We start from the raw sequence: 25083 nt of genomic DNA on the forward strand, positions 1-25083 counted from the left end.
CCTGCCGTTCACCAGTTGCGGCAGGCCTGCACGAATTGCAGGGATTCAGGAAAAGCCGAGCGCGCGCTGGACCTTGGGCATCTGCGAGCGGCTGACCGGGATCTGGCTCTCGTCGTCGACCAGGCAGAAGCCCTTGTCGGACACCCGCCTGAACCCGACCACATGGTCGAGGTTGACGATGTAGCTGCGGTGGGTGCGCAGGAACGAGGGCGACTGCAGCGCCTTCTCCAGGCGCGAGATCGGCCACGGGCAGAAGAACTCGGCGCCGCCGTGCAGGATGCGCGTGTAATGGCCGTCTGCACGCACGGCCGCGATCTGCTCGGCGGCAAGGAAGCGGATGGCGTTGTCGCGCTCATAGGGGATGCGGTTGCCGGGCAGCGGCCGCGGCTCCGACGCCACCCGCGACAGCACCGTGGCGGTGTTACGCGGATCGGGCTCGGCCTCGGAGGGCGCCGGCTGCGGCGGGTCCGCGGGTGCGGGCGGCGCCGGCGCCGTGTGCACCGGCGCCGCCTTCGCCTCGCTGGTCGGCACCGCCGTCAGCAGGAACAGCCCGCAGATGACGAAGGCGGCGGTGGCCACCACCATCGCCAGCGCGCCGGACGACAGGTTGGGCTCGGCCACAAGCGCGGCGCTGGCATCCGTGGCGGCGAAGCTGGTGAACAGCATCGCCGCATAGTGCATCGCCGAAATGGCGAGGCCGAGCACCACCGCGCCGCCCAGGGTCGCCGCCAGCGTGCGGCGGCGATAGGCCAGATCGAGTGCCAGGATCGACGAGCCGATACCGATGGCTGAGGCCAGTGCGACGCCGGTGGCGTCGTAGCCGATGATGCAGTCGCCGCTGACCGCCCACATGCCCAGATAGTGCATACAGACGATGCCGACGCCGGTCAGCACGCCCGCGGCGACGATGCGCGTGCGCGTACGGGCGCCGAAATGCAGGATCATCAGGCCGAGCCCGGTGACCAGGATCGCGATCAGGGCGGACCCGAGCGTCGGCAGGGCATCGTAGGTCAGCGCCACTGGAACCTGCACCGCCAGCATGCCGACGAAATGCATCGACCAGATGCCGCCGCCCAGGGCGACCGCGGCCTGGGCGATGCGCGGCTTGCGCGCCGCCGGGCCGAGCTGGCTGAGCCCGCTGGTCAGGCGCAGGCAGGTGAAGGCCGCCATCGCCGCAACGACGACGGAAGCCGTCACCAGGATCGGATCGTAGCTGACCTGGAGCATGCGCCTTTCCGCGACCACACTGCCGCAAGGATTATGACTCATGCGCATAGCCATCGTCCATGTCGAGCCGTCCGACCGGGACGCCGGCTTGACATCCGGGCCGGCAGAGGCGCCCCCTCGACGGCGGGAAGAGGGAGCCCGACACGATGACCGCGAACCCGACGGCGGCGCCGGCGACGCGCCGCAACCTGAAGCTCGCCGCGCCTTGCGGCGCCCACCTGCTGGCCGCCGCCCTGCGCCGGCACGGGGTCGACAGCCTGTTCGGCCAGAGCCTGCCGTCGGCGCTGCTGCTGCTGGCGCCCGAATTCGGCATCCGCCAGGTGGCCTATCGCACCGAGAACGCCGGCGCCGCCATGGCCGACGGCTATGCCAGGGTCAGCGGCATGGTCGGCGTCGTCTGCGCCCAGAACGGTCCGGCCGCGACCCTGCTGGTGCCGGGGCTGGGCGAGGCCTTGAAGGCGGCGATCCCGCTGGTCGCCATCGTCCAGGAGGTCGCGCGCGCCAACACCGACCGCAACGCATTCCAGGAGATCGATCACGTCGCCCTGTTCGGCGGGGTCGCGAAGTGGGTGCGGCGGGTCGGCCATATCGGGCGCATCGACGACTATGTCGACATGGCCTTCGCCGCCGCCGCCGGCGGCCGGCCGGGCCCGGCGGTGCTGCTGGTGCCGGCAGACCTGCTGGAGGAGCCGGTGCCCGACGGGCCGGCAACCCCGGCGCGGACACCGCCGCGCCGTGCTGCGCTGGGGCGCTATCCGCTCGATCGGCCGGTCGCCGATGCGGACGCGGTCGACGCGGCCGCCGGCCTGCTGGCCGGCGCCGGGCGGCCGCTGGTGATCGCCGGCGGCGGCGTGCACAGCTCCGGCGCCGCGCCGGCCCTGGCCCGGCTGCAGGAGATGGCCGCGCTGCCGGTGGCCACCACCACCATGGGCAAGGGCGCGGTCGACGAGGCCCACCCGCTGTCGGTCGGCGTCGTCGGCTATTTCATGGGCCGCCGCGGCATGGCGCGCCACCAGCGCGCCCTGATCGAAGGCGCCGACGTGGTGCTGCTGGTCGGCAACCGCACCAACCAGAACGGCACCGACGGCTGGACGCTGTATCCGCCGGGCGCGCGCTACATCCAGATCGACATCGACCCGCAGGAAGTGGGCCGCAACTACGAGGCGCTGCGCCTGGTCGGCGACGCGCGGGCGACGCTTACGGCGTTGAGCGAAGCGCTCGAACGCCGGGACCTGGAGCGGCGCCGCGCCGCCCGCGACGAAGTGGCCGCCGCCATTGCCCGCGGCCGCGCGGCCCATGCCGAAGAGGCCGCACCGATGACGGAGTCCGACGCGGCGCCGATCCGGCCGGAGCGGCTGATGGCCGCGCTCGATCCGCGCATCGACGCCGACACCATCGTCGTCGCCGACGCCAGCTATGCCTCGATCTGGGTCGCCAACTACCTGCGGGCGCGTGCGCCGGGGATGCGCTTCCTGACCCCGCGCGGCCTGGCCGGCCTCGGCTGGGGCCTGCCGATGGCGATCGGGGCCAAGATCGCGCACCCGGACCGGCGGGTGGTCTGCCTGGCCGGCGACGGCGGCTTCGGCCATGTCTGGTCGGAACTGGAGACGGTGCGCCGGCTCGGTCTCGACCTGACGGTGATGGTGCTGAACAACCAGATCCTCGGCTATCAGCAGCATGCCGAGGACCTGCTGTTCGGCGACCATACGCTGGCCTGCGCCTTCGCCGCTGTCGACCATGCCGCGATCGCGCGCGCCTGCGGCGGCTTCGGTCAGCGCATCCAGCAACCCGCCGAAATCGGGCCCGCGCTGGACGCCGCCTTCGCCCGGCCCGGCCTGACCCTGCTCGACATCGCCACCGATCCGGCGGCCTATCCGCCGGTCACGCTGTTCGACGCGATCACCTGACACGGGGGGAGAAGATGGCGCCGCGCTGGAAGCATCGGCCCGAGGGTTCGAACTGGGGCGACTTCGGCCCCGACGACGAGGTCGGCCGGCTGAACCTGATCACGCCGGCGCGGCGGCTGGCGGCGGTCCGCGAGGTCCGAGAAGGCATCGCCTTCTGCCTCAGCCTGCCGCTCGACCTGCCCGGCGGCAACGCGCTGGTGCCCGACCGCCACCCGCCGCGCCGCGGCATCGAGACCCGCGCCCAGGGCGCCCCGTTCGTGCATTTCCCGATGGCGCTGGAAGACCCGCACTGGACCGACGTCTCCTGCGACGACAGCGTCACCCTGTACACGCAGTATTCGACGCAGTGGGACGGCCTGGCCCATGTCGGCACCCGCTTCGATGCCGACGGCGACGGCGAGGCCGAAGTGGTCTACTACAACGGCTTCCGCGCCGGGGTCGATGTCGTCGGCCCGCAGGACGCCGCGGCGGCCGATGGCGGACCCGGCGCCCGCCGGCTCGGCATCGAGAAGATGGCAGAGACCTGCGTCCAGGGCCGCGGCGTGCTGATCGACCTGCATGCCCATTTCGGCAGCGACCGCCGGCTGGTCGACCACGACGCGCTGATGGGCGTGATGGTTGCCGACGGCGTCACGGTGGAGCCCGGCGACATGCTTTGCCTGCACACCGGCTACGGCCAGGCGATCCTCGACATGGCCGGCGACCCGGACCCCCGGGTCCTGCACAACTCGCACGCCGCGCTCGACGGCCAGGACGAACGCCTGCTGCGCTGGATCGACGAAAGCGGCATTGCGCTGCTGATCGCCGATAACTTCGCGGTCGAGGGCTTTCCCTATCCCGAGCGGCCGGCGCAGGGCTGCCAGCCCGGCCTGCCGGTACACCAGGCCTGCCTGTTCCGGCTCGGCATCCACCTTGGCGAGATCTGGTATCTGAGCGAGCTGGCCGCCTGGCTGCGCGCGCACGGTCGCTCGCGCTTTCTGCTGACCGCGCCGCCGCTCAGGCTGCCCGGCTCGTTCGGCTCGCCGGTGACGCCGGTCGCGACCGTCTGAGCCGGCACCGAAGAATACGGGCACCCCGCACGGGGGCGCCCTCGCGCGTCAGGGCGACCGGGCGCGGAACCTATTGCGGGTCCGCCACCGTGCCGGCGTTGCCCACGGTCAGCAGCAGCGTCTCGCCGGTGGCGTCGTCGACGCCATCGTTGTCTGTGACGACGAACGACCCGGCCGTCTGCGGCGACCGCCAGCCCCTCCGGCTTGTCGGAGATCCAGCCGTTGGCGGCGTTCATGCACGGCTGGTTGTCGCGCTCGATCAGTGCGAAGCGGCGCTCGCCGAGATGCACGATTTCCGACGACCCGACCCAGCCGCCATTGGCCGGCCGCGGCCGGCGCTCGGATCGCGTGACCGTCATCGGAATGTTCCCCTCGCTTGTTCGACCCGGCCGGCGACCGTTCGCCTCCGGCGGCGGTGCGACAGACCGCCAGGGCTGGGTAGCAGCGGGGCATTGCGGTTCGATGACATTCGGATGGACCAAAGGCGATGCCGGCGCGGATCGCCGGTCCCGGCCAATCCACGGTCAATTGAACGCTCGGGCGATGTGCTTGGTGCGGCAATTCGGCCTCGATCAAGCGGGTAACCCGCTTGATCCAATGTCATTTTTCTCACACAATATTAAGCCTGTGCCCATGAATGTTGGCCAATGCAGCGCGTCCCCCGGCGTATGATGGTCCAATTCCGATGAGCCTGGACAGTTCCGCCGTTCCCGGCCGGTTCGCCGTGGCCGACGGCGTTGTGCGCCCGGACGGCGCGGCGGAACCGGCGGATCGGCCCTGGCTCGCCACCCAGCTGCGCCACCTGTACGGCACCCTGCCGCTCGCCGTCGCCATCAGCCTGGTGATCGCGGTCGTGCTGGCGGCCATGCAGTGGAACGCCGTTCCGCGTACCAATGCGGTGATCTGGCTGGCCATCCTGGTGGTGGTCGGCGGCGTGCGCACCGGTCTGTCGATCCTGTTCACCGCGCGCGGCGGGGAGACGGGCGACCACCGCGTCTGGCTGCTGCGCTTCCGCGTCGGCGCGGCGGTCGCCGGCATGGCCTGGGGCCTGGGCTCCTATCTCCTGTTCCCGCCCGGCGACATCCCGCATCAGGTCTTCCTGGCCTTTGCCATCGCCGGGATCAGCGCCGGCGCGGCCTCGTCGATGAGCGCCGATCGCATGTCGCTGCTGCTGTTCGCGACGCCGGCGCTGGTCACGCCGGTGGTGATGTTCCTTGCCGACGGCGGCGGCCTGCAGATCGCGATGGGCGCGATGATCGCGCTCTATTTCGCCTTCGTCGCGCAGAGCACCTGGCGCTCGCACCGCTGGCTGAAGGAACTGGTCGACCTGCGCAGCAAGGCGATGGACCGGGCAGAGCAGCTGCGGGCCAGCGAATCCCGCTATCAGGACCTGTTCGAGAACAGCACGGACCTGATCCAGGCGGTCGCGCCCGACGGCCGTATCATGTTCGTCAACCGTGCCTGGCGCGAAACCCTGGGCTATGCCGACGACGAGATCGTCGGCCGGTCGATCTTCGACTTCATCTCCGAGGCGTCGCGGCCGCATTGCATGGACCTGTTCCGTCAGATCATGTCCGGCGACGACGCGGGCCTGGCGACCGTGGAGCTGCAGGCCAGGGACGGGCGGCCGGTGGCGCTGGAAGGGCGGATCAACGTCCGCTTCGAGGACGGCAGGCCGGTCTCGACCCGGGCCATTTTCCGCGACGTCAGCGCCCGCCGCGCGGCCGAGCAGAAGCTGCTGGCCAACCAGCGCATGCTCGATTCGATCTTCGAGAACCTGCCGGCGATGGTGTTCCTGAAGACGGCCGACGAGCTGCGCTACGAGCGGCTGAACCGCGCCGGCGAGGCGCTGCTCGGCTATTCCCGCGAGGAATTCATCGGCAGGACCGACTTCGAGGTCGTGCCGGAGGCGATGGCGGAATCGTTCGTCGCGGTCGATCGCCAGGTGCTGGCGAGCGCCAGCGAGCGCCATGTCAGCGACGAGGCGGTCACCACGCGCGGCGGCGAGCGGCGGCACCTGCGCACGGCGAAGATCGCGCTGCGCGATGCCGACGGCCGCCCGACCCACCTGCTCGGCGTTTCCATCGACATCACCGAGCAGATGCGCGCGGAAGCGGCGCTGCGCGAGATGAACGCGACGCTGGAGCGCCGGGTCGACGAGCGCACCGCCGCGCTGGCCGAGAGCGAGCGCTTCAACCGGGCGACGCTGGACGCCATCGGCGCCCACCTGGCCGTGCTCAGCGAGGACGGCCGCATCCTGGCGACGAACGCCGCCTGGCGCCGGCAGGCCGAGGACAGCGACAGGGACTGGCAGCGTGCGGTCGACGGCGACAACTACCTGGACGCCTGCGAACGCACGACCGATGGCGACAACCGCGAGTCCGCACTGGAGATCGCTGCCGGCATCCGCGATGTCGGCAACGGTCGGCACGAATCCTTCCTGCGCGAATATCCCTGCCACAGCCGGGCCGGTCTGCGCTGGCACCTGTGCCGCGTGTCGCGCTTCGAGGTCGCCGGCAACGCGCGGCTGGTGGTCACCCATGACGACGTCACCGACATTCACGAGACCCGCGAGCGGCTGGCGGCGCGGGAGCGGCTGATCGAGACGCTGGAGCGCGTGTCGCCGGTCGGCCTTTTCCAGGTCAACGCCGCCGGCGACTGCGACTTCGTCAACCGGCGCTACTGCGAGATCACCGGCCTTACCGAGGCGGAGGCGATGAATCTGGGCTGGCAGAACGCCGTCCATCCCGACGACCGCGAACGCGTGTTCGGCACCTGGGAGACGGCGGTCAGCGAGCGCAGCTATGCCCAGGTCGAGTACCGCTTCCTGCACAAGGACGGCGCCGTGCGCTGGGTGATCGGTCAGGTGGTCGAAATCGTCGCCGACGACGGCGGCATCGCCGGCTATGTCGGGACGCTGACCGACATCACCGACCGCCGCACGCTGGAGGCCCAGCTCGCCCAATCGACCAAGATGGAGGCGATCGGCAAGCTGACCGGCGGCATGGCGCACGATTTCAACAACTACCTTGGCGTGATCATCGGCAACCTGGACCTGGTGCAGGAGAGCGAGACCGCCGACAGGGCGACCGCGCCGATGGTGGAGGCGGCGCTGAACGGCGCCCTGCGCGCCGCCGACCTGACCAAGAGCCTGCTCGCCTTCTCGCACCGCCAGCCGCTGGACCCGCGCACCGCCGACATCAACGGTCTGATGCGCGGGACCATCGCCATGTTGCGCCGCACACTGGGCGAGGACATCGTCATCCACGAACGGCTGGCCGACGCGGTCTGGCCGGTGCGGATCGACCACGCCCAGTTCGACAGCACCGTCGTCAACCTGGCCAGCAATGCACGCGACGCGATGCCGAAGGGCGGCGCGCTGACCTTCGCCACCCGCAACACCCACCTCGACGCCCACTATGCCGAGACCCACCCCTATGTCGCACCCGGCGACTATGTGCTGGTCGAGGTCAGCGACACCGGCCAGGGCATGGATGCCGAGACGCTGGGCCGCGTGTTCGAGCCGTTCTTCTCGACCAAGCCGCAGGGCCACGGCACCGGCCTCGGCCTCAGCATGGTCTATGGCTTCGTCAAGCAGTCGGGCGGGCACATCAACCTGTACAGCGAGCCGGATCATGGCACGTCGGTGCGGATCTACCTGCCGGTGCAGCGCGACGCTGCCGGGGTCGAGCGCAGCAGCGCCGCGGCGACAAGCCGGCCGCTGCCGACCGGCCACGAGACGATCCTGGTGGTCGAGGACAACGAGCAGATGCGCCGCACCGCGGTGGTCCAGCTGACCGCACTCGGCTATAAGGTGGTCGAGGCCGATCATGGGGAGGCCGCGCTGGCACTGCTGGAAGGGGAGTCCGTGCGTCCCGACCTCATGTTCACCGACATCGTCATGCCGGGACGGCTGGACGGCTATCAACTGGCCAAGGCCGCCGCAGCGTTGCGCGCCGACATGCGCGTGCTGCTGACCTCCGGATTCCCCGGCGACACGCTGAACCAGCACGGCAAGCACGAGCCCGGCATGAACCTGCTCGGCAAGCCCTATCGCAAGGAAGACCTTGCGCGCGCGATCCGCCAGGCCCTGGAAGGGCCGACACCCATGTTCGAGGGCCCGTAGCCCGCGTCCGTCACCAAGATTGGGGAGCGATCCACCCGATGCGACTGCTGATGATCGACGACGACGCGGCGATGGGCGACCTGGTTCGCCGGGTGGCGCAGCCGCTGGGCTACGAGGTGGAGACCTATACCGAGGCCACTGCCTTCAAGCTGGCGCAGGAACGCAGCGACGCCGACGTCATCGTGCTGGATCTGACCATGCCGGGCACCGACGGCATCGAGCTGCTGCGCCACCTGTCGCAACGCGGCACCGCGGCGCGGATCTTCATCATGAGCGGCATCCATCCCACGGTGCGGCGGATGGCGATGGAGCTCGGCCAGTCCGGCGACCTGCAGATGGCCGGCATCATCCCGAAGCCGGTGCGCGCGACCGAGCTGCGCACCATCCTGGCGCCGGTGTCGGCGCCGACGCCCGAAGCAGCTGACCGGTCCGTCCGGCTTCGCTGCCGAAACGCCGCCACGCCCGCGGGCGTCGCCACGCGCCAATTGCCGACCGGCCGCAAATCCTGCTTGAATGCGGGCCAGCGACAAGCCTGGCGGAGAGGACATGGCCGGCACTGCATCGGACGCGCCCGAGCCGGCGCAACCGGCCGGATTCGGCCGGCGGGTGCGGCTTGGTGTCGTCGGCGGCGGGCCGGGTTCGTTCATCGGCCCGATCCACCGGCTGGCGGCGCGGATGGACGACCGCTTCGCGATCGTGGCCTCGGTGCTTTCGGCCGACCCCGGACGCTCGCGCGACGCCGGCCTCGCGCTGGGCATCGCCCCCGACCGGGCCTATGCCGATGCCGACGCCCTGTTCGCCGGCGAGGCGGCGCGCACGGATGCCATCGACGCCCTTGCCGTCATGACCCCCAACGACTCCCACTTCGCACTGGCGGCGCGTGCCGTCGGCCTGGGCTGGGACGTCGTCTGCGACAAGCCGCTGACCACCGGGCTCGACGACGCACGCGCCCTGGTACGCGCGGTCGACGCGGCCGGCGTGGTGTTCTGCACGACATACAACTACAGCGCATTCCCGATGGTCCGCCAGGCGCGGGCGATGGTGCGCGACGGCCGTCTCGGCCCGATCCGCCAGGCCCAGGTCTGCTATGTGCAACCGTTCAACGCCCGCCTGGGCGAGGCCGAGGCGGGCGCCGGCGCCGGCCGGCCCTGGCGCCTGGTCGCCGAGAAGGTCGGCGAATCGATGGTGCTGGGCGATATCGGCACCCACGCCTTCCAGCTGCTGGAGTTCGTTGCCGGCGAGCCGGTGGCCGAGGTGCTGGCCGAAGTCGGGGCCATCGTGCCGGGGCGACAGGTCGACGACTATGCCATGGCGCTGCTTCGCCTGGCCGGCGGCGGCCGCGCCACCTTCTGGGTCACCAATGCGGCGGCGGGCGCGGAGCACGGGCTCTACCTGCGCATCTTCGGCGACGGCGGCGGGCTGGAATGGTGGGAGGAGAACCCCAACTACCTGCGCTGGATGCCGCACGCGGCGCCGGTGCAGCTGCTGGCCCGCGACGGCCCGGGCCTGGCCGACGACGCGGCGCGTGTGACCCGCACCGTGTTCGGCCACCCGGAGGGCTATCAGGAGGCCTTCGCCAACCTCTACCGCGAGGTGGCGGACGCGATCGTCGACCGTCGGCTCGGCCGCAAGCCGGCCGCCCCGCCCGACTTCCCGACCGTGCGCGACGGTGCCCGCGGTATCGCCTTCATTGCTGCCGCGAAACGGTCCGCCGCCGCCGGCGGCACCTGGACCGCCATTCCGTCCGTCGATTGAGGCCGCCGGAAGCCGTACGACAACCAACCGACCAGGGACGCAAGACACCATGATCAAGGATCCGCCCGTACTGACCGTCCGCCGCAACTTTCCGCGGCCGACCGCCGACCAGGTGGCCGCGCTCGGCGGCGTGCCCACCGGCTATCTGGTCGATGCGATGGGCGGGCGCGGCGCCCTGCTGCCGCCGATCGGCCCGGCCGATCTGTCGAGCCCGTTGCCGACCCGGTTCTGCGGGCCGGCGCTGACCAGCAACTGCGGCCCGGCCGACGTGCTGGCGCTGATGGCATCGCTGTCGTTCATCCGGCCCGGCGACGTACTGGTCGCGGCCGCCGACGGCTTCACTGCGACCGCGGTGACCGGCGACCTGGTGCTGGGCGCGGCGAAGAACGCCGGCGCGGTCGGCTTCGTCACCGACGGCTGCATCCGCGACCTGGAAGGCTGCATCGCGGTCGGCCTGCCGGTCCACTGCGCCGGGGTGACGCCAAACTCGCCGGCCAAGGTCGGGCCGGGCAGCGTCGGCCTGCCGATCACGCTGGGCGGCCAGACCGTGCAGCCGGGCGACGTGATCGCCGCCGACCGCGACGGCGTCGTGGTCGTGCCGCTGGCGAAGATCGAGGCGGTGATCGCCGCGCTGGCCGACGTGCGGGCGGCCGAGGCCGAACTCGACGCCAAGGTCAAGGGCGGCCTCAGGCAGTTCGCGGCGATGGAGGGGCTGTTGAAGAGCGATCGCGTCGAGTATCTCGACTGATCGTCAAGTATTTCGGCGCCGGCTCATCGATGCCCCCGGGTTTTTAGTCGAAACTTAATCGCTCTGGGCAATGCTCTGCGCAAGTGACGGGAATGGTTTGCCGTCGCAGTGCTGTGGAATTTGCCAGGGGTTGACATGCTTAGAAGTGCGAATCGCGACGCCGAAGCCATTCTCGAGGCCGTCGGCCGCTCGCAGGCGATCATCCAGTTCCAGCCGGATGGCACCATCATCACGGCGAACGAGAACTTCTGCAACGCCATGGGCTATGCGCTGAACGAAATCCAGGGCAAGCACCACTCGATGTTCGCCGAACCGGCCTATGCCAATTCGGCCGAATATCGCGCGTTCTGGGAGGCGCTGCGGGCCGGCACGTTCCAGGCCGCCGAGTACAAGCGTCTGGGCAAGGGCGGCCGCGAGGTCTGGATCCAGGCGTCGTACAACCCGGTCAAGGGCCGCGACGGCAAGGTCTACAAGGTGGTCAAGTTCGCCACCGACATCACCGCCGCCAAGATGCGCAGCGCCGACTTCGAGGGCCAGATCGCCGCGATCGGCAAGTCCAACGCGGTGATCGAGTTCAACCTCGACGGCTCGATCATCACGGCCAACGAGAATTTCTGCAACACGATGGGCTATGCGCTGAACGAGATCCAGGGCAAGCACCACTCGATGTTCGCCGACCCGGACTATGCACGCTCGGCCGAGTACAAGGCATTCTGGGAGGCGCTGCGCCGCGGCGAATTCCAGGCCAGCGAATACCGGCGCCTCGGCAAGGGCAACCGCGAGATCTGGATCCAGGCGTCCTACAACCCGATCTTCGATCCGAGCGGCCGGCCGTTCAAGGTGGTCAAGTTCGCCACCGACATCACCGATGCGGTGAAGCGGCGCCAGGAAGCCGAGCGGATCGGCAAGATGGTCGATGCCAGCCTGGAAAAGATCGTGCACGCGGTCGAGGCCGCGAACCAGCGCAGCGCCAATGCGGCCAGCGCGGCGGCCGAGACCTCCAGCACCGTGCAGGCCGTCGCCACCGCGGCGAACCAGTTCGACGCGTCGACCCAGGAGATCGCCCGTTCGATGGGCCAGTCGCGCACGGCGGTCGAGAAGGCGATGGCGGAGACCGAGGCGGTCGGCCAGTCCACCGCCGCGCTCGCCAAGGCCGCAGACGCGATGAACGGCATCGTCGAGATCATCCAGAACATCGCCGGCCAGATCAACCTCCTGGCGCTGAACGCCACCATCGAGTCGGCGCGCGCCGGCGAGGCGGGCAAGGGCTTCGCGGTGGTCGCCACCGAGGTGAAGAACCTGGCCAACCAGGTGGCCTCCGCCATCAGCCAGATCTCCGGCGAGATCTCCAACGTGCAGACCGTGTCCGGCGAGGTGGTCCAGCGCATCCAGCAGATCCACCAGGGCGTCTCCTCGGTGCAGGAGAGCGTCGCGGTGGTCGCCAGCGCGATCGAGGAGCAGAGCGTCACCAGCCAGGAGATCACCAGCAACATGCAGGCTGCCGCGTCCGCCGTCGGCGACATCAGCGCCAGCCTGGAGGAGATCTCCTCCGCGGTCGACTCGACCAGCGGCTATGCCAACGAAGGCATCGAGCTGTATCGCAGCCTGAACCGCGACGCCGCCTGACCGCGGCATCCGCGCGGCAACGAATGCAAACGGGGGCCGTTCGGCCCCCGTTTTCCTTTCTACCGCGCCTGCAGCGCCGTTGGCGTCGTGCCGTCTATGGCGCGCGCTGCGCCGCCGCCAGGTCGCGCAGCATCTCGAACTCGGCCCAGGTCGCCTCGTCCTCGCGCAGCACGGTTTCGGCGATGCCGGCGAAGCTGGCCTCCATCTCCGCCTGGTCGCTGTCGGGCAGGCGCAGGATCTGGCCGCCGTTGTCCAGCCACATCTGGTTGGCGTTGCCGACGTTGTCGATGCCCCATTGCAGCACCGCCTGCTCGGCCGCGCGCCCGGCTTCCAGGATCGCTGCCTGCACCTCCGGCGTCTGCGACTGGAACCAGGCCTCGTTGACCACGTTCACCGAGATCACCGTGGCGAAGTTCAGGTCGGTCACATACTGCGCCACGTCCCAGTATTTGAACGCGGTCAGGATCGGCATGCCGGCCAGCATGCCGTCGATGCCGCCCGACTGCAGCGCCGGGATCACCTCGGTCAGCGCCATCGGCGTCGGGCTGGCGCCGACCGCTTCCATCGGCTGCATCTGCAGCGGCGTGGCGAAGGTGCGGATCTTCTTGCCGTCGAAGTCGGCCAGCGTCTCGATCGGCGTGGTCGACAGCACCAGGATCGGGCTGTTGTAGATCGCGCCGATGATCCTGAGCCCGCTGTCCAATGCGAAGCTTTCCAGGTGGTCGCGATAGGCCGGGTCGTGCAGCACCCGGCCGACATGGGCGCCGTCCTGGAACAGCCCGGGCGCGTCGAACGCGGCGAAGCGCGGGTCGGTCCCGACCAGGAACGAGGTCGGCGTGACGAAGGACTCGATGGTGCCGAGCAGCACGCCCTCGACCATGCTGGGGATCGCGCCGAGCTGGCTGGCCGGGTAGATCTCGACCGTCACCGCGTCGCCGACCCGCGCAGACAATTCCTCCGCAAAGGTCAGCTGCCACTGGTGCTGGACGTCGTTGATGGTGGCGCTGGCCAGCTTCATCACCGGTTGCGCCTGCACCGAGGCGGCGGTCAGCACCGCCCCGGCCAGCGCGGCCGCGAACATGCCTGTCTTCATCGGTCTCTCTCCTCCTTCAAACCGTGATACGCACTATAGGAGCATCGGCAGCAGCAGCGACAGGTCCGGAATGTAGGTGATCACGGCCAGCGCGGCGATCTGGATGGCGGCGAACGGCAGGATGCCGCGATAGATCGCCGCCAGGTCCGGGTCGAGTACCGACTGGGCCACGAAGATGTTCAGCCCGAACGGCGGGGTGAACATGCCGATCGACAGGTTCACGGTCATGACGATGCCGAAATGGATCGGGTCGATGCCGAGGTGGGCCAGGATCGGCACCAGGATCGGCGTCAGCACCAGGATCGCCGAGGTCGGGTCGAGCAGACAGCCGATGCCGAGCAGCGCCAGGTTGATCGCGACCAGGAATCCGGCCGGCGACAGGTCCAGGCCGACGATCCATGCCAGCAGGCCCTGCGGCACGCCCTGCACCGTCAGCACCCAGGAAAAGGTGCCGGCCGCCGCGACGATGACCAGGATCTGCGCGGTCAGATAGGCACTTTCCGCCGCCGCCGCACACAGGCCGCGCCAGCTCAGCGCGCGGTGCACGAACAGGCCGACCAGCGCGGCATAGAGGCAGGCGACGCCGCCGGCCTCGGTCGGCGAGAACCAGCCGCTGTAGATGCCGGCCAGCACCAGCACCGGCATCGCCAGCGCCGCCAACGCCCGCCAGGTCGCGCGCACCAGACGGCCGGCGGAGAAGGGCTCGCCCTCGGCCGCCGTCGCTCGCCGCGTGCGCCACAGGATGTAGGCCCCCATGCAGGCGGCGATCAGCAGACCCGGCAGCAGGCCGGCCTGGAACAGCCGGGGGATCGACTGCTCGGCGCTGGCGCCATAGAGGATCATGGCGATCGACGGCGGGATGACGATGGCGATCGAACCGCTGGACACGATCAGGCCAAGCGAGAACGGCCGGCCATAGGCGCCGTCCTTCAGCCGCGGATAGAGCACGCGTCCGACCGCGGCAACCGTCGCCGGGCTGGAACCGGAGACCGCGCCCATCACGGTGGAGGCGCCGACCGCCGCCATCGCCAGGCTGCCGCGCGTGCGCCCGGTCAGCGCCAGCACCCAGTCGATCAGCCGGTCGGCGATGCCGGCGCGGCTCATCAGCTCTCCGGCGAAGATGAAGAACGGCACCGCCAGCAGCGCGACCTGGTTGATGCCGCCGAACATGACCTGGTGCAGGGTCAGCGGCTGCAGGCTGCCGCCGGAAACCAGCACCGCGACGACGGCGCCGCCCAGCAGCACGGCGAACACCGGCAGGCCGAGGGCGAACAGCGCCACCGGCAGGATCAGCAGCGCCCAGGTCAACGCGCGGCCGCCGGCGGTTGCGTCAGGCGCTGCAGGCGCGAGACAGCGCGCACGCCGGCGAGCAGCGCCGTCGCCGCCAGCCCCGCCAGCACGGCGGCATGGGGCACGACCATCGGGATGCCCGCCGCCATGCTGCGCTGGCCGATGCCCGCCAGCCGGTCGAGATAGGCGAAGGACTGCACCGCGACATAGGCCGCCACCGCGGCCAGCGCCAGGTCGAGCAGCGCGGCCAGCGCCAGACGCCCGCGCGCCGGCAGCAGCTTGGCCGCGATGTCGAAGCTGAGATGGCGGTCGTCGCCGGTGACCAGGATGACGCCCAGGAAAACCAGCCAGATCATGCCGAAGGTCATCAGCTCGTCGGCCGACGGGATCGCCTGGCCGAGCAGCCGGCGTCCGACGACATTGGCGACGTTGAGCAGCACCAGCGCCAGCATCAGGGCCGCGATCAGCCCGGCGAGTGCGCGTTGTGCCACGCGAATAAAGCGCATCCGTTCCCCCCGCCCCCTGGTCGCGGCAGACTTCTGGAGAAGCCCCGGCGGGTCAACCGATTTCCGGCAGCCAGGCCAGGTGGCGGCGCAGGCACGCGGCCTGCCAGGCGGTCTCCGCCTCCCATTCGGGTCCCATCGGCAGGCCGGGGTCGCGGCCGAACAGGTAGGTGGCGGCCCGGATCGGCGCGTCGTAGGCGGCCTCCCACGGCGCCGGCCGGCAGGTGTCCGCGGCAACCTCGGCCGCGGTCGCCGCCCGGCGCAGGCGGCGGGCACGGTCGTCGTCAGCGGACCTGGCCGCCGCGCGCAGCGCCCCGCCCGCCTGGGTTGCGGCGGCGAAGGCAGCGGCCAGAGCGGCCTCCGTTTCCGCGTTCGCGGCGGCTGAACGCGCGGCAGCGATGGCCCGGCGCGGCCGCGCGTCGTCAGGCCGCTCGTCCTCGAACAGCGGCAGCACCCGGTCCGCACAGTCCGCCGCGAACGCGCGGCACAGCCGATCGCGCTGCGGCGCCTGCCGCGCCACGACCGCGCGCAGGCACCACAGCACCAGCGCGAGCGCCAGCCCGCCGTCGATCAGGTCGGCCAGCCGGATCGGCCGCTCGTGCCCGTAATGCTCGATCCCGCCGACGAAGGCGTCGAGCGCAGTCAGCTCGGCATTGCGGAAGCGGCCGTGCGGCAGCAGCAGGCGGAAACTGGTGGTCAGTTCCGCCGTCACCCCTCGACGACGCGGTGACCGGCGACCCGCGTCTCCTGCGCCGCCCCCTGGAACAGCACCGCGTTCATGCGCCGCATCGCCTCGGCATGGTTGGCCCAGGCGACCGGGCTCAGCGGCGCGTCGGGACGCGGGGCCGGGTCGAAATGGCCGAACCGGTCGACGCCGCGGGCGAGGATCGCGGTGGTGCGGCCGCCGAGCTGCCGGCAGCGGGTCGGGATGTAGCGGACGGCGAAGCCGACGCGCGGGCCGTCGGAGCGGTTCGGCTCCGACCCGTGGACCAGGCGAACATGGTGCAGGCTCATTTCGCCGGGCGCCAGCACGATGTCGACCGCCTCGGCCTCGTCGACGGCGACCTGCACCTCCTGGCCGCGGCTCAGCATGTTGTCGTCGGCGAAGCTGTCGGCATGGGCCAGCTGGCCGAGCCGGTGGCTGCCCGGCACCACGCGCATGCAGCCGTTGGCACGCGTGCTGGGCGTCAGCGCGATCCAGGCGGTGACGATGTCCGGCGGCTCCAGGCCCCAGTAGGTCGAGTCCTGGTGCCAGGAGACGTATTTGCCCGTATGCGGCGCCTTGGCGAACAGCGCGGCCGACCAGGCCAGGATGTCCGGCCCGAGGATCGGCTCGACCGCGTCGAGGACGCGGTCGTCGAGCGCGAGGTCGTAGAGGTCGGGGTGCAGCAGGTGGCAGTTGGTGCCGAACGCCGAAGCGGCGCGCTGCGGATCGGCCGGCCGCACCCGCTCCAGCCCGGCGTGGATCGCCGCCGCCTCGGCGGCGGAGATCGCCGGGATCGGGGCGACGAAGCCCTGTGCGTCAAATGCCGGCGCGGCATCGCTCATCGCGCGAAAACCAACGCAATCTCGGGAAACAGCAGCACCAGCCCCAGCACCACCAGTTGCAGGCAAATGAACGGCCCGAAGCTGCGATAGATCGCGATCAGGTCGATATGCGGCGGCGCCACGCTCTTCAGATAGAAGGCGGCGGGCCCGAACGGCGGCGACAGGAACGACACCTGCATGTTGATGCAGAACAGGATCCCGAACCAGATGGGGTCATAGCCCAACCCGGTGACGATCGGCATGAACACCGGCATCGTCAAGAGCACGATGCCGATCCAGTCCATGAACATGCCCAGCACGATGAAGATCAGCATCATCATCAGGATGATGCCCATCGGCGGCAGGTCCATGCCCAGGATCGAGCCGGCGACGTAGGTCGGGCCGCCGGCCAGCGTATAGGCCCCGGCCAGGATGGTGGCGCCGAAGGTGACCCACAGGATGGTGCCGACCGACCGGAACGTCTGGGTCAGCGCCTGGTTGAACCGCGTGAAGTTCAGCTCGCTGCGGATCAGGATCAGCAACAGCGCGGCGACGCAGCCGATCCCGGCCGCCTCGGTGATGCCGGTGACGCCGCCGTAGATCGAGCCCAGCACCACATCCACCACCAGCAGCGGCGGCAGCAGTCCGCGTGCGATCATGAACCGGCGGCCGCGATTGGGCATGAACCGCTCGAGGTAGGTGACGCTCGCCAGGATCAGCACCGCGCTGGCGAAGATGGCGACGGCCAGCGAGTGGACATGGATCGCCTGGACGATGTTCTCGAGCTCGCGCGGTCTGAGCTCGCGCACCTCGCGCCCGGCCGCCATGGCGTCGGCGGCGATCTGGTCCAGTGCCTGCTGCAGGGCCTCGCCCTGGCCCGGGAAATAGAGCGCAACGCCGAGCAGGATCGGGGCGAGGCAGAGCGCCGCATCGATGAGCCGGTCGCGCGTCGGACGCTGCGGCAACGTCTCGTGCGCCGGATCGAACGGCGCGAGATGCGGCTGCAGCTGGGTCCGCACCAGGATGTAGACGATGTACAGTCCGCCCATCATCAGCCCGGGGATGAAGGCGGCGGTAAACAGCGAGTCGATCGAGGTCTCGGTGACCAGACCGAAGATGATCAGCACGATCGAGGGCGGAATCATCGTGCCCAGCGAGCCGCCGGCGCAGATCGTGCCGATGGCCAGGTTCTGGTTGTACTTGAGCCGCAGCATCTGCGGCAGGGCCACCAGCCCCAGCAACACGATCTCGCCGCCGATGATCCCGGACATCGCCGCCATGATCACCGCCATCACCGTGGTGACCACCGCAACGCCGCCGCGGATGCGTCTGAGCATCAGGCTGAGCGCGTCGTACATGTCGCGCGCGATGCCGCTGCGCTCGAGCAGCGAGGCCATCAGGATGAACAGCGGGACCGCGATGATCGGATAGCTGAGGGTCAGGTCGTAGATCCGCTGCATGACCAGATCGAGGCCACGCCCGCCGAACTTCTCGAACAGCACCAGGATGCCGAGGAAGGCGCTGGCGAAGCCGAGCGGCACGCCGATCGCCAGCAGCACCAGGATACCGACCAGCAGGGCGATGGAAATCTCGCCGATATCCAGCCCGATCGGGAAGAACAGGACGCCGTCGCCCATGGCCTAGCGCCCGCGACCCGGAATCGACGACGACTCCGCTTCGCGCCGTCTGCGCCCTGCGGTCGTCGCGGTCGGGCATTTCCGAGCGTGGCGGCGCGGGCGACGGCAGAGAGGGGACCGGGACACTAGATGTCCTCCGGCGACGGCACGTGAACCTGCTTCGGCTTGCGCCAGTCGATGACGAGGTTGTTGATGGCCTGGACCGCGATCAGCGAGAACACGATGATCAGCAGCGGCTTGATGGTGGCCGGAATCGGCGGGTTCCACGCGGTGCCGAACTTCTCCCAGCGCCACAGCGGATCGTTGGCGCGGGTCCATGCGCCGTAGACCAGCGTGCCGGAGAAGACCAGCAGCACCAGCACCGCGATCACGTCGAACGCCCGCTGCACCGGGCGGGAGACCAGGTCGTAGAGCGCCGTGATCCGGATGTGGGCCCGCAGCTGCATGGTGTAGAGCCCGGCGACCAGATACACCGCGCTCGCCACCCACAGCGACATCTCGTTGACCCACAGCGTCGGCGCAAGAAACGCGTAGCGCGAGATGACCTCGAAAAAGATGATCACCACCACGAACGCGACCAGGAACTTGATCGCGTGGGCGATGCCCAGGATCACGTGGTCGAGGAAGGTGCGCTCGCCCCGCAGGCCCTGCAGCAGGATGGCGCCCAGGCACGCGGCCGCGAAAGCGATCGCCAGTGCGTACCAGACGCCGGCACCGACCGCGTACTCGGCATTGCCGGCAATGCGCCGCTCGTAGTTCTCATGCACGTACAGGCCGACCGCGACCAGGAACAGGACCGCGGTCAGCACGACGAGCGCTATGGCCGCTGGCGTCCACACCCGTTGCACGGAAGCCGGCGCCGCTTGCTCTGGCATCGACATGGGTAGACCCAAACCCGGAGACAGCGAAACAGCCGGGCGACCGAAGGTCGCCCGGCGTCTATCGGTTCGGCCTTGCGGGCTGCCTTATTCGGCGCCCTCGGTGATCAGGCCGAGCTGCGTCATGAACGCGATGTGGCTGTCGACCACGCGCTGCGCCATCTCGCTCTGTTCGGCATAGACCGACCACATCTCGCGCGCGAACTTGCGGAACGTGGCGCGGTCCTCGGCCGACCAGTCGATGATCTCGACGCCCTGCGCGGTCAGTTCGACGGCGGCCTGTGCGTTGCGCACCTCGGCCTCCATGGCGATGTCCAGCGCAGCCTTGCGCATGGCGACGTACATGATCGCCTGCAGATCGGCCGGCAGCGAGTTCCAGACCTCGAGGTTGCAGGCCAGGTGGTCGGCCGGCATCGAATGGAAGCCCGGGAAGGTGGCATAGCTGGTATGGTCGTACATGCCGTTGGCGTAGTTGGTCGCCAGGGCGGTGTAGTCGGCGCCGTCGACGATGCCGGTCTCCAGCGCGGTGTAGACTTCGCCGAAGTCCATCACCACGGGCGAGGCGCCGAGCGCGGCGAAGATGTCGGTCTCCAGCCCCGGCGGCGAGCGGAACTTCCAGCCCTGCAGGTCGGCCATGGTGCGAATCGGCGTGGTCGACGACAGCGACTCCGGCCCCTGCATCCAGAAGCCGACCAGATGCATGCCGAACTTGTGGTAGAGCTCGTCGGCCAGTTCGCGGCCGCCGCCATAGTCCAGCCAGGCATACATCTGATAGGCGGTGTCGTAGCCGCCCATCACGTCGCCGAGGAACTGGAAGGCGGTGTCCTTGCCGGTCTGGTAGGCGGCGCCGGTCATGTCGCAGTCGAGGATGCCGGAGGCGGCAGCGTCGAACGTCTCGACCGAGCCGACGACGGAGCTCGACCAGAAGCCCTCGATCTTCAGCCGGCCGCCGGACATCGCTTCGACGTCCTCGATCAGCTGCGCGAAGATCTCGCCGGGCAGCGATTCGCGGCTCTGGTGGGTCTGGATGCGAAGGGTGAAATCCTGGGCGGCGGCGGTCACCGCCATTGCGCCGGTTCCGACCGCCAGCGCCGCCAGCGCGACACCGGCCGTTCCGATTTTCCGCATGATGAAGATCCTCCCATGATCGTTGTTCTTGGTTCGGCGTGTGGACGAACCCATCGCCGTTCGGGCGACCGATGTTACCGTTCACATACCGTGGGCGGACCATAAGGTGATAGGCCGCGGCCGGCAACGACATTGTACACGAAGAAACTATCCGGGGATGCGGCCGAGCCGTCGGTGCCGACGTGAACCGCAGCGTTCGACGCTGCGACTATCGCCACAATTGCCAGCCACCAAAAAAGCGCACGCCTTGCGGAAAGGAACCCTCGCCATGCGCCAGCTCCGGTCTGCCGCCCATCGCCTGGTCCCTGCCCTGCGCCGCGCCTGCCTGTTGTTGGCGGCGGCCGCCGCCGGCTGCGCCGCCGCCGCCGCCGAGTCGGTGCGCCCGCCGATCGTCTGCGAGTGGGCCAGCACGAATTTCGCCTGGGGCGCGCAGGTCACGCTGCGCGGCATCGCGGCCGACGGCCGCGTGCTGATGTACGATTCGCGCGAGCCGATCGGCGGCGGCAGCGTGCCGGTCGACGACCTGATGCTGTCGAATTTGCCGACCGCGGCCGATCTCACGCGGCGCTATGCCGGCGCCTGGCCCACCAACATCACCGTCGCGGAAACCGACCTGGAGCGGCTGGCCGAGCTGGCGAGCGCCGTCGCCGGTGGCGATGTCTCGCGCGAGCCGAATGCCAACGACATGGGCCAGTCCTCGTTGCACTGCTTCGTGCCGGCGGACGTGGACGGCAGCTATGCGGTCGTGACCGTCGTCTCCCACGGCGACTGGGAGGAGCGCAACGAGCACCCCGATGCGCCGGCCCTGGCCGCGCTGATCGTCCAGCTGCTGGGCATGCCCAACATCCCCTGAACCGCGGCGGCCGTCCGCGCTCAGCGGGCGGGCGATGCCGTGTCGCGCGGCTCCGGCTCGACCCCGTTGGGGCAGACCAGCGTCTTCAGCGCATGGTCGCGATATTCGGCCTGCATCGCGAAGGCGGCGGGCGCCTCGGCCAGCGGCACGCGGTGGCTGACCACCGCGTTCAGGTCGACGCGCCCCTCGGCAGCGAGCCGGATCGTGCGCGGATAGACGTCGCCCATGCGGCGCGAGAACTTGATGCCGAGCCCCTTGCGCCGGCACACGTCGGCGGTCAGCGTGTAGACGTTGCCCTCCGGGATGCCGACGAGAACGACGCGCCCGCCGATTCGCGCCGCCTCGGCCGCCAGCTGGAATCCCTGCGGCGCGTTGGTCGCCTCGATCACCAGGTCGGCCCCGCGGCCGCCGGTCCAGTCGGCGATGGCGGCGTGGCTTCCGGCGCTGTGGGTGGCGCCCATTGCCGCCGCGGCGTCCGCACGATAGCCGACAGGATCGACCGCCATGATCGCGCCGACGCCGGCGTTGCGCAGTAACTGCACGGCACACAGCCCGACCGGGCCGCAGCCGATGACCGCGACGCTCTCCAGCAGTTGCGGCCTGGCGAGGTCGATGGCGTGCAGCGAGACGCCGAGCGTCTCCAGCATCACCGCCTCGGACGCGGTCATGCCGGCCGGCAGCTTGTGGATCTGGTGCGGCTCCACCGCGATCCGTTCGGTCATCGCGCCGCCATGGGGCGGTGCGCCGGCGAACTCGACATGCGGGCAGAGGTTGACATGGCCGCGCCGGCACCATTCGCAGACGCCGCAGGGCCGGGCGGGATCGATGGCGACCAGCTCGCCGCGGCGCAGCCCGAACGGCTCGTAGTCATCGGCCATCCGGCCGGCGAATTCGTGGCCCGGGACGAACGGGGCGCGGATTTGCTGCGCGCCGATGCCGCCTTCCAGATAGTAGTGCAGGTCGCTGCCGCAGATGCCGACCGCGCTGACATCGACAGGAATGCCGTTGCCGTCCGGCGGCGGCACCTCGGCCACGCGCACGTCGCGCACCCCGTGGATCATCACCGCCTTCATGTCGCCTGCACCCCGCCATGACGCGCCGTCGGCAGGGAGGTCCGGCCGCGCCGTCGCGAAAAATGTAATTGCCGGGCTACATTAGTGCAGCCAGCGATGGTGTAAAGCGGCAGTGCGACCCGTTGGGGCGCGCACCTGCCCAACCGCTGGCGCCGTAGCGGCGAAGGAGTCCGACAATCCGCGGTCGGCCGGCGACGGGCGACCGCTCAGCCGGTGGCGATGTAGTCCTGCAGCGCGTCGCGCTCGGCCTGCAGCTCGCCCAGCCGGTACTTGACCACGTCGCCGATGCTGACGATGCCGGCCAGCCGTCGCCCGTCGATCACCGGAAGATGGCGGATGCGCCGGTCGGTCATCTCGCGCATCAACTCTTCAAGGCTCTGGTTGGGGGTGCAGCAGATCACGTCTCGGGTCATGTAGTCGGCGATCGGACGCGTGCGCAGGTCGCCATCCGCTTCGGCCATCGCATGCACGATGTCGCGCTCGGACAGGATGCCCGAAACCGCGCCATGCCGGCCGGTTACGACCAGCACGCCGATACGCTCGCGCCTGAGGATGTCCAGCGCCTGACCGATGGTGGTTTCGGGCGGCGCCGTGAACACGTTGTCGCCCTTCGCCTTCAGGATGGATGCAACCAGCATCGTCACCTCCCGCTCTGGTGGGCAGTGAGGCAGGGTACACCATTCCCGCGCGCAGCGACACCGCAAGGCCGCCGATGACCGAATTTACATAATCCCGGTCCGGTCGGGCCGACACGCCGCGGCCGTGATCACCGCGCCATCACCGAATCCTGAAGCCGGCTGATCGAGCCGTGTCTTCCGGAAGCACGTGCGATGGCCACATGACGAAGACCGGCCGCCGCCCCGACGCCGCCCCGCGCGGCACATCGAACGGGCAAGCGTGCGGCCGGACCATTCCCGAGGCCGCGTTCGCAGCCTCGCCCGGCGCCAAGCCACGCACAAGGGCCGTGCGAACCGCACGGTCGCCAAGCAAGAAGGAAACGCGATGGCGATCTATCTCGACGAGGATCAATACGGCAACGACAACGCCTGCGTCGGCTTTCGCCACCTGGTGAGTTGCATGGGTCTGGTCGTGATGACGACCAACGACTTGTACGGAGCCCATCTCGCCGGCACCGGCAAGCCGGCCGACAACCTGGTGGGCGAGGTCGCCAGCCTGATGAAAAACAATGGTGCAACCGCGATCAAGGCGATCTACGGCTGCTGCGACCGGAAGACCCGCTACGGCAAGAGCGGTCCGGACGGCGAATGGAAAAAAGAAATGAAGACCATCGCGGCCGCCCTGGGCTACAAGGGCAAGATATTCGGCTTCGATACAAGCGTTATCGATCCAGGCAACGGAACGTATGTGGAGTATATTCCCAACTATACGAAAGGGCAATGCTCGGTATACTACAAGCGCGATGAAAAAATGAACTTCACCACCGGCACCGCAAACGGCTCTTCATTCAGATACGATCAGTTCCACCAACAGTCCAAACCCTTCGGCCAGTATCCGGCGACTACTGGCGCCTCGATCAAGGCGACGGACTCCAACAAGGGAAAGCTGCACGAGGTCGACTATTTCTTGCGTATGACTGAGTTCACGGTCTGACGGATCCAGCCCACCGGCGCGTCGCGCGTAGCGAGAATGCCGCGCCAAAGTGCGCGGCCTCGTCGCGATTCCCACGCCGGAAAATTCGTCTAAGCTGCCGCGGCCGCAACACCGACCGGGAGCCCGCCGATGCCGCGTTTCGACCGCCAGACCCTGCTGGCCAGACTCCAGGCCAAGAAGGCCGCCGGTGCGCCGATCATCGGCGGCGGCGCCGGCACGGGGTTGTCCGCCAAGTGCGAGGAGGCCGGCGGCATCGACCTGATCGTCATCTACAACTCCGGCCGCTACCGCATGGCCGGGCGCGGCTCGCTGGCCGGAATGATGGCCTATGGCAATGCCAATGACATCGTTGTCGAGATGGCGCGCGAGGTGCTGCCGGTGGTCCGGCACACGCCGGTGTTGGCCGGCGTCAACGGTACCGACCCGTTCTGCCTGTTCGACCCGTTCCTCGACGAGCTGAAGCGGCTGGGCTTCGCCGGCGTGCAGAACTTCCCCACGGTCGGCCTGATCGACGGCAACTTCCGCGCCAACCTGGAAGAGACCGGCATGGGCTATGGGCTGGAGGTCGACATGATCCGGCTGGCCCGTTCGAAGGACATGCTGACCACGCCATACGTGTTCAATGCCGACGAGGCCCGCGCGATGGCGGAAGCCGGCGCCGACGTCATTGTCTGCCATTTCGGGCTGACCACCGGCGGCAGCATCGGCGCGGAAACCGCGGTCAAGCTGGCGGACTGCCCGGCGGCGATCGATGCCTGGGCGCAGGCGGCGATGGCCGTCCGTGACGATGTCATCGTGCTGTGCCACGGCGGCCCGATCTCCTCGCCCGAGGACGCCGCCTTCGTGCTGGCGCGCACCCGCCACTGCCACGGCTTCTACGGCGCCTCGTCGATGGAGCGTCTGCCGGTGGAGGTCGCGCTGACCGAACAGACCCGGAAGTTCAAGGCGATCGCCGGCGGCGGCACAGCCTGACCGCGCGGTTGCCCGGTGCCGACCGCAGCGGACGAACTTTTCGCGCGCGGACGCGTTGAAGCGAATGCCGGGCAGCCTTG

The 25083-nt window shown here is 69.6% G+C and carries 21 protein-coding genes; 9 read left to right on the forward strand and 12 right to left on the reverse strand.

Features of this window, described 5'->3' with window-relative positions; all coding sequences use genetic code 11:
- Positions 1-45: 45 nt before the first annotated feature.
- Positions 46-1227: an MHYT domain-containing protein gene (locus R3F55_12830; protein ID MEZ5668297.1), complete on the reverse strand. Its 1182-nt coding sequence runs from the start codon at positions 1225-1227 to the stop codon at positions 46-48.
- Between the two features lie 146 nt (positions 1228-1373).
- Between R3F55_12830 and R3F55_12835 the strand changes: the two genes are divergently transcribed.
- The 3 genes from R3F55_12835 (at position 1374) to R3F55_12845 (ending at position 8309) form a co-directional block, all read left to right on the forward strand.
- On the forward strand, positions 1374-3134 hold the full coding sequence (locus tag R3F55_12835; protein ID MEZ5668298.1) for an acetolactate synthase catalytic subunit: 1761 nt from the start codon (positions 1374-1376) through the stop codon (positions 3132-3134).
- 14 nt (positions 3135-3148) lie between these two features.
- On the forward strand, positions 3149-4183 hold the full coding sequence (locus R3F55_12840) for a cyclase family protein (protein MEZ5668299.1): 1035 nt from the start codon (positions 3149-3151) through the stop codon (positions 4181-4183).
- Positions 4184-4868: 685 nt separating this feature from the next.
- On the forward strand, positions 4869-8309 hold the full coding sequence (locus tag R3F55_12845) for a PAS domain S-box protein (GenBank protein MEZ5668300.1): 3441 nt from the start codon (positions 4869-4871) through the stop codon (positions 8307-8309).
- A 124-nt stretch (positions 8310-8433) separates the two neighbouring features.
- On the opposite strand, the gene R3F55_12850 is transcribed toward R3F55_12845, so the two are convergent.
- Positions 8434-8787, reverse strand: a complete 354-nt coding sequence (locus R3F55_12850) for a hypothetical protein (protein ID MEZ5668301.1) — start codon at positions 8785-8787, stop codon at positions 8434-8436.
- Between the two features lie 68 nt (positions 8788-8855).
- Here R3F55_12850 and R3F55_12855 point away from each other — a divergent pair, with 68 nt between their 5' ends.
- From R3F55_12855 to R3F55_12865, 3 genes are all read left to right on the forward strand, one after another.
- A complete protein-coding gene (locus R3F55_12855) occupies positions 8856-10064 on the forward strand; it encodes a Gfo/Idh/MocA family oxidoreductase (GenBank protein ID MEZ5668302.1) in 1209 nt (402 codons plus the stop codon).
- Positions 10065-10113: 49 nt separating this feature from the next.
- Positions 10114-10812: an RraA family protein gene (locus R3F55_12860; GenBank protein MEZ5668303.1), complete on the forward strand. Its 699-nt coding sequence runs from the start codon at positions 10114-10116 to the stop codon at positions 10810-10812.
- Between the two features lie 135 nt (positions 10813-10947).
- Positions 10948-12438 carry a PAS domain-containing methyl-accepting chemotaxis protein gene (locus tag R3F55_12865; protein MEZ5668304.1) on the forward strand — a complete coding sequence of 497 codons (1491 nt, stop codon included), beginning with the start codon at positions 10948-10950 and terminating at the stop codon, positions 12436-12438.
- A gap of 94 nt (positions 12439-12532) precedes the next feature.
- On the opposite strand, the gene R3F55_12870 is transcribed toward R3F55_12865, so the two are convergent.
- The 8 genes from R3F55_12870 to R3F55_12905 all read right to left on the reverse strand — a co-directional run bounded on the left by R3F55_12870 (position 12533) and on the right by R3F55_12905 (position 20494).
- The gene (locus R3F55_12870; GenBank protein ID MEZ5668305.1) at positions 12533-13531 is read right to left on the reverse strand and encodes a TRAP transporter substrate-binding protein; all 999 of its coding nucleotides are present in this window, start codon (positions 13529-13531) and stop codon (positions 12533-12535) included.
- Between the two features lie 33 nt (positions 13532-13564).
- Positions 13565-14839 (reverse strand): TRAP transporter large permease, encoded by a 1275-nt coding sequence (locus tag R3F55_12875; GenBank protein MEZ5668306.1) that lies wholly within the window; start codon positions 14837-14839, stop codon positions 13565-13567.
- Positions 14836-15312, reverse strand: coding sequence for a TRAP transporter small permease (locus tag R3F55_12880; GenBank protein MEZ5668307.1), 477 nt, complete (start codon positions 15310-15312; stop codon positions 14836-14838). Before R3F55_12880 ends, R3F55_12875 begins: the two co-directional genes overlap by 4 nt.
- 67 nt (positions 15313-15379) lie before the next feature.
- Positions 15380-15844 carry a hypothetical protein gene (locus tag R3F55_12885; GenBank protein MEZ5668308.1) on the reverse strand — a complete coding sequence of 155 codons (465 nt, stop codon included), beginning with the start codon at positions 15842-15844 and terminating at the stop codon, positions 15380-15382.
- 188 nt (positions 15845-16032) lie between these two features.
- Positions 16033-16872, reverse strand: coding sequence for a phytanoyl-CoA dioxygenase family protein (locus tag R3F55_12890; GenBank protein ID MEZ5668309.1), 840 nt, complete (start codon positions 16870-16872; stop codon positions 16033-16035).
- Positions 16869-18488, reverse strand: coding sequence for a TRAP transporter large permease subunit (locus R3F55_12895; GenBank protein MEZ5668310.1), 1620 nt, complete (start codon positions 18486-18488; stop codon positions 16869-16871). The genes R3F55_12890 and R3F55_12895 overlap by 4 nt, the downstream gene beginning before the upstream one ends.
- Positions 18489-18613: 125 nt before the next feature.
- Positions 18614-19297, reverse strand: coding sequence for a TRAP transporter small permease (locus R3F55_12900; GenBank protein ID MEZ5668311.1), 684 nt, complete (start codon positions 19295-19297; stop codon positions 18614-18616).
- Positions 19298-19453: 156 nt separating this feature from the next.
- Positions 19454-20494, reverse strand: coding sequence for a TRAP transporter substrate-binding protein (locus R3F55_12905; protein MEZ5668312.1), 1041 nt, complete (start codon positions 20492-20494; stop codon positions 19454-19456).
- 268 nt (positions 20495-20762) lie between these two features.
- On the opposite strand from R3F55_12905, the gene R3F55_12910 reads away from it, so the two are divergent.
- A complete protein-coding gene (locus R3F55_12910; protein MEZ5668313.1) occupies positions 20763-21347 on the forward strand; it encodes a hypothetical protein in 585 nt (194 codons plus the stop codon).
- Positions 21348-21367: 20 nt separating this feature from the next.
- On the opposite strand, the gene R3F55_12915 is transcribed toward R3F55_12910, so the two are convergent.
- Positions 21368-22420, reverse strand: a complete 1053-nt coding sequence (locus R3F55_12915; GenBank protein MEZ5668314.1) for an alcohol dehydrogenase catalytic domain-containing protein — start codon at positions 22418-22420, stop codon at positions 21368-21370.
- Positions 22421-22626: 206 nt separating this feature from the next.
- Complete coding sequence (locus R3F55_12920) at positions 22627-23058, reverse strand: CBS domain-containing protein (GenBank protein ID MEZ5668315.1); 432 nt, start codon at positions 23056-23058, stop codon at positions 22627-22629.
- A 364-nt stretch (positions 23059-23422) separates the two neighbouring features.
- Here R3F55_12920 and R3F55_12925 point away from each other — a divergent pair, with 364 nt between their 5' ends.
- Positions 23423-24031, forward strand: a complete 609-nt coding sequence (locus R3F55_12925) for a hypothetical protein (GenBank protein MEZ5668316.1) — start codon at positions 23423-23425, stop codon at positions 24029-24031.
- Between the two features lie 129 nt (positions 24032-24160).
- A complete protein-coding gene (locus R3F55_12930) occupies positions 24161-25003 on the forward strand; it encodes a phosphoenolpyruvate hydrolase family protein (GenBank protein MEZ5668317.1) in 843 nt (280 codons plus the stop codon).
- Positions 25004-25083: the final 80 nt, after the last annotated feature.

The organism is Alphaproteobacteria bacterium (genome assembly GCA_041396705.1).
Lineage (GTDB): Bacteria > Pseudomonadota > Alphaproteobacteria > CALKHQ01 > CALKHQ01 > CALKHQ01.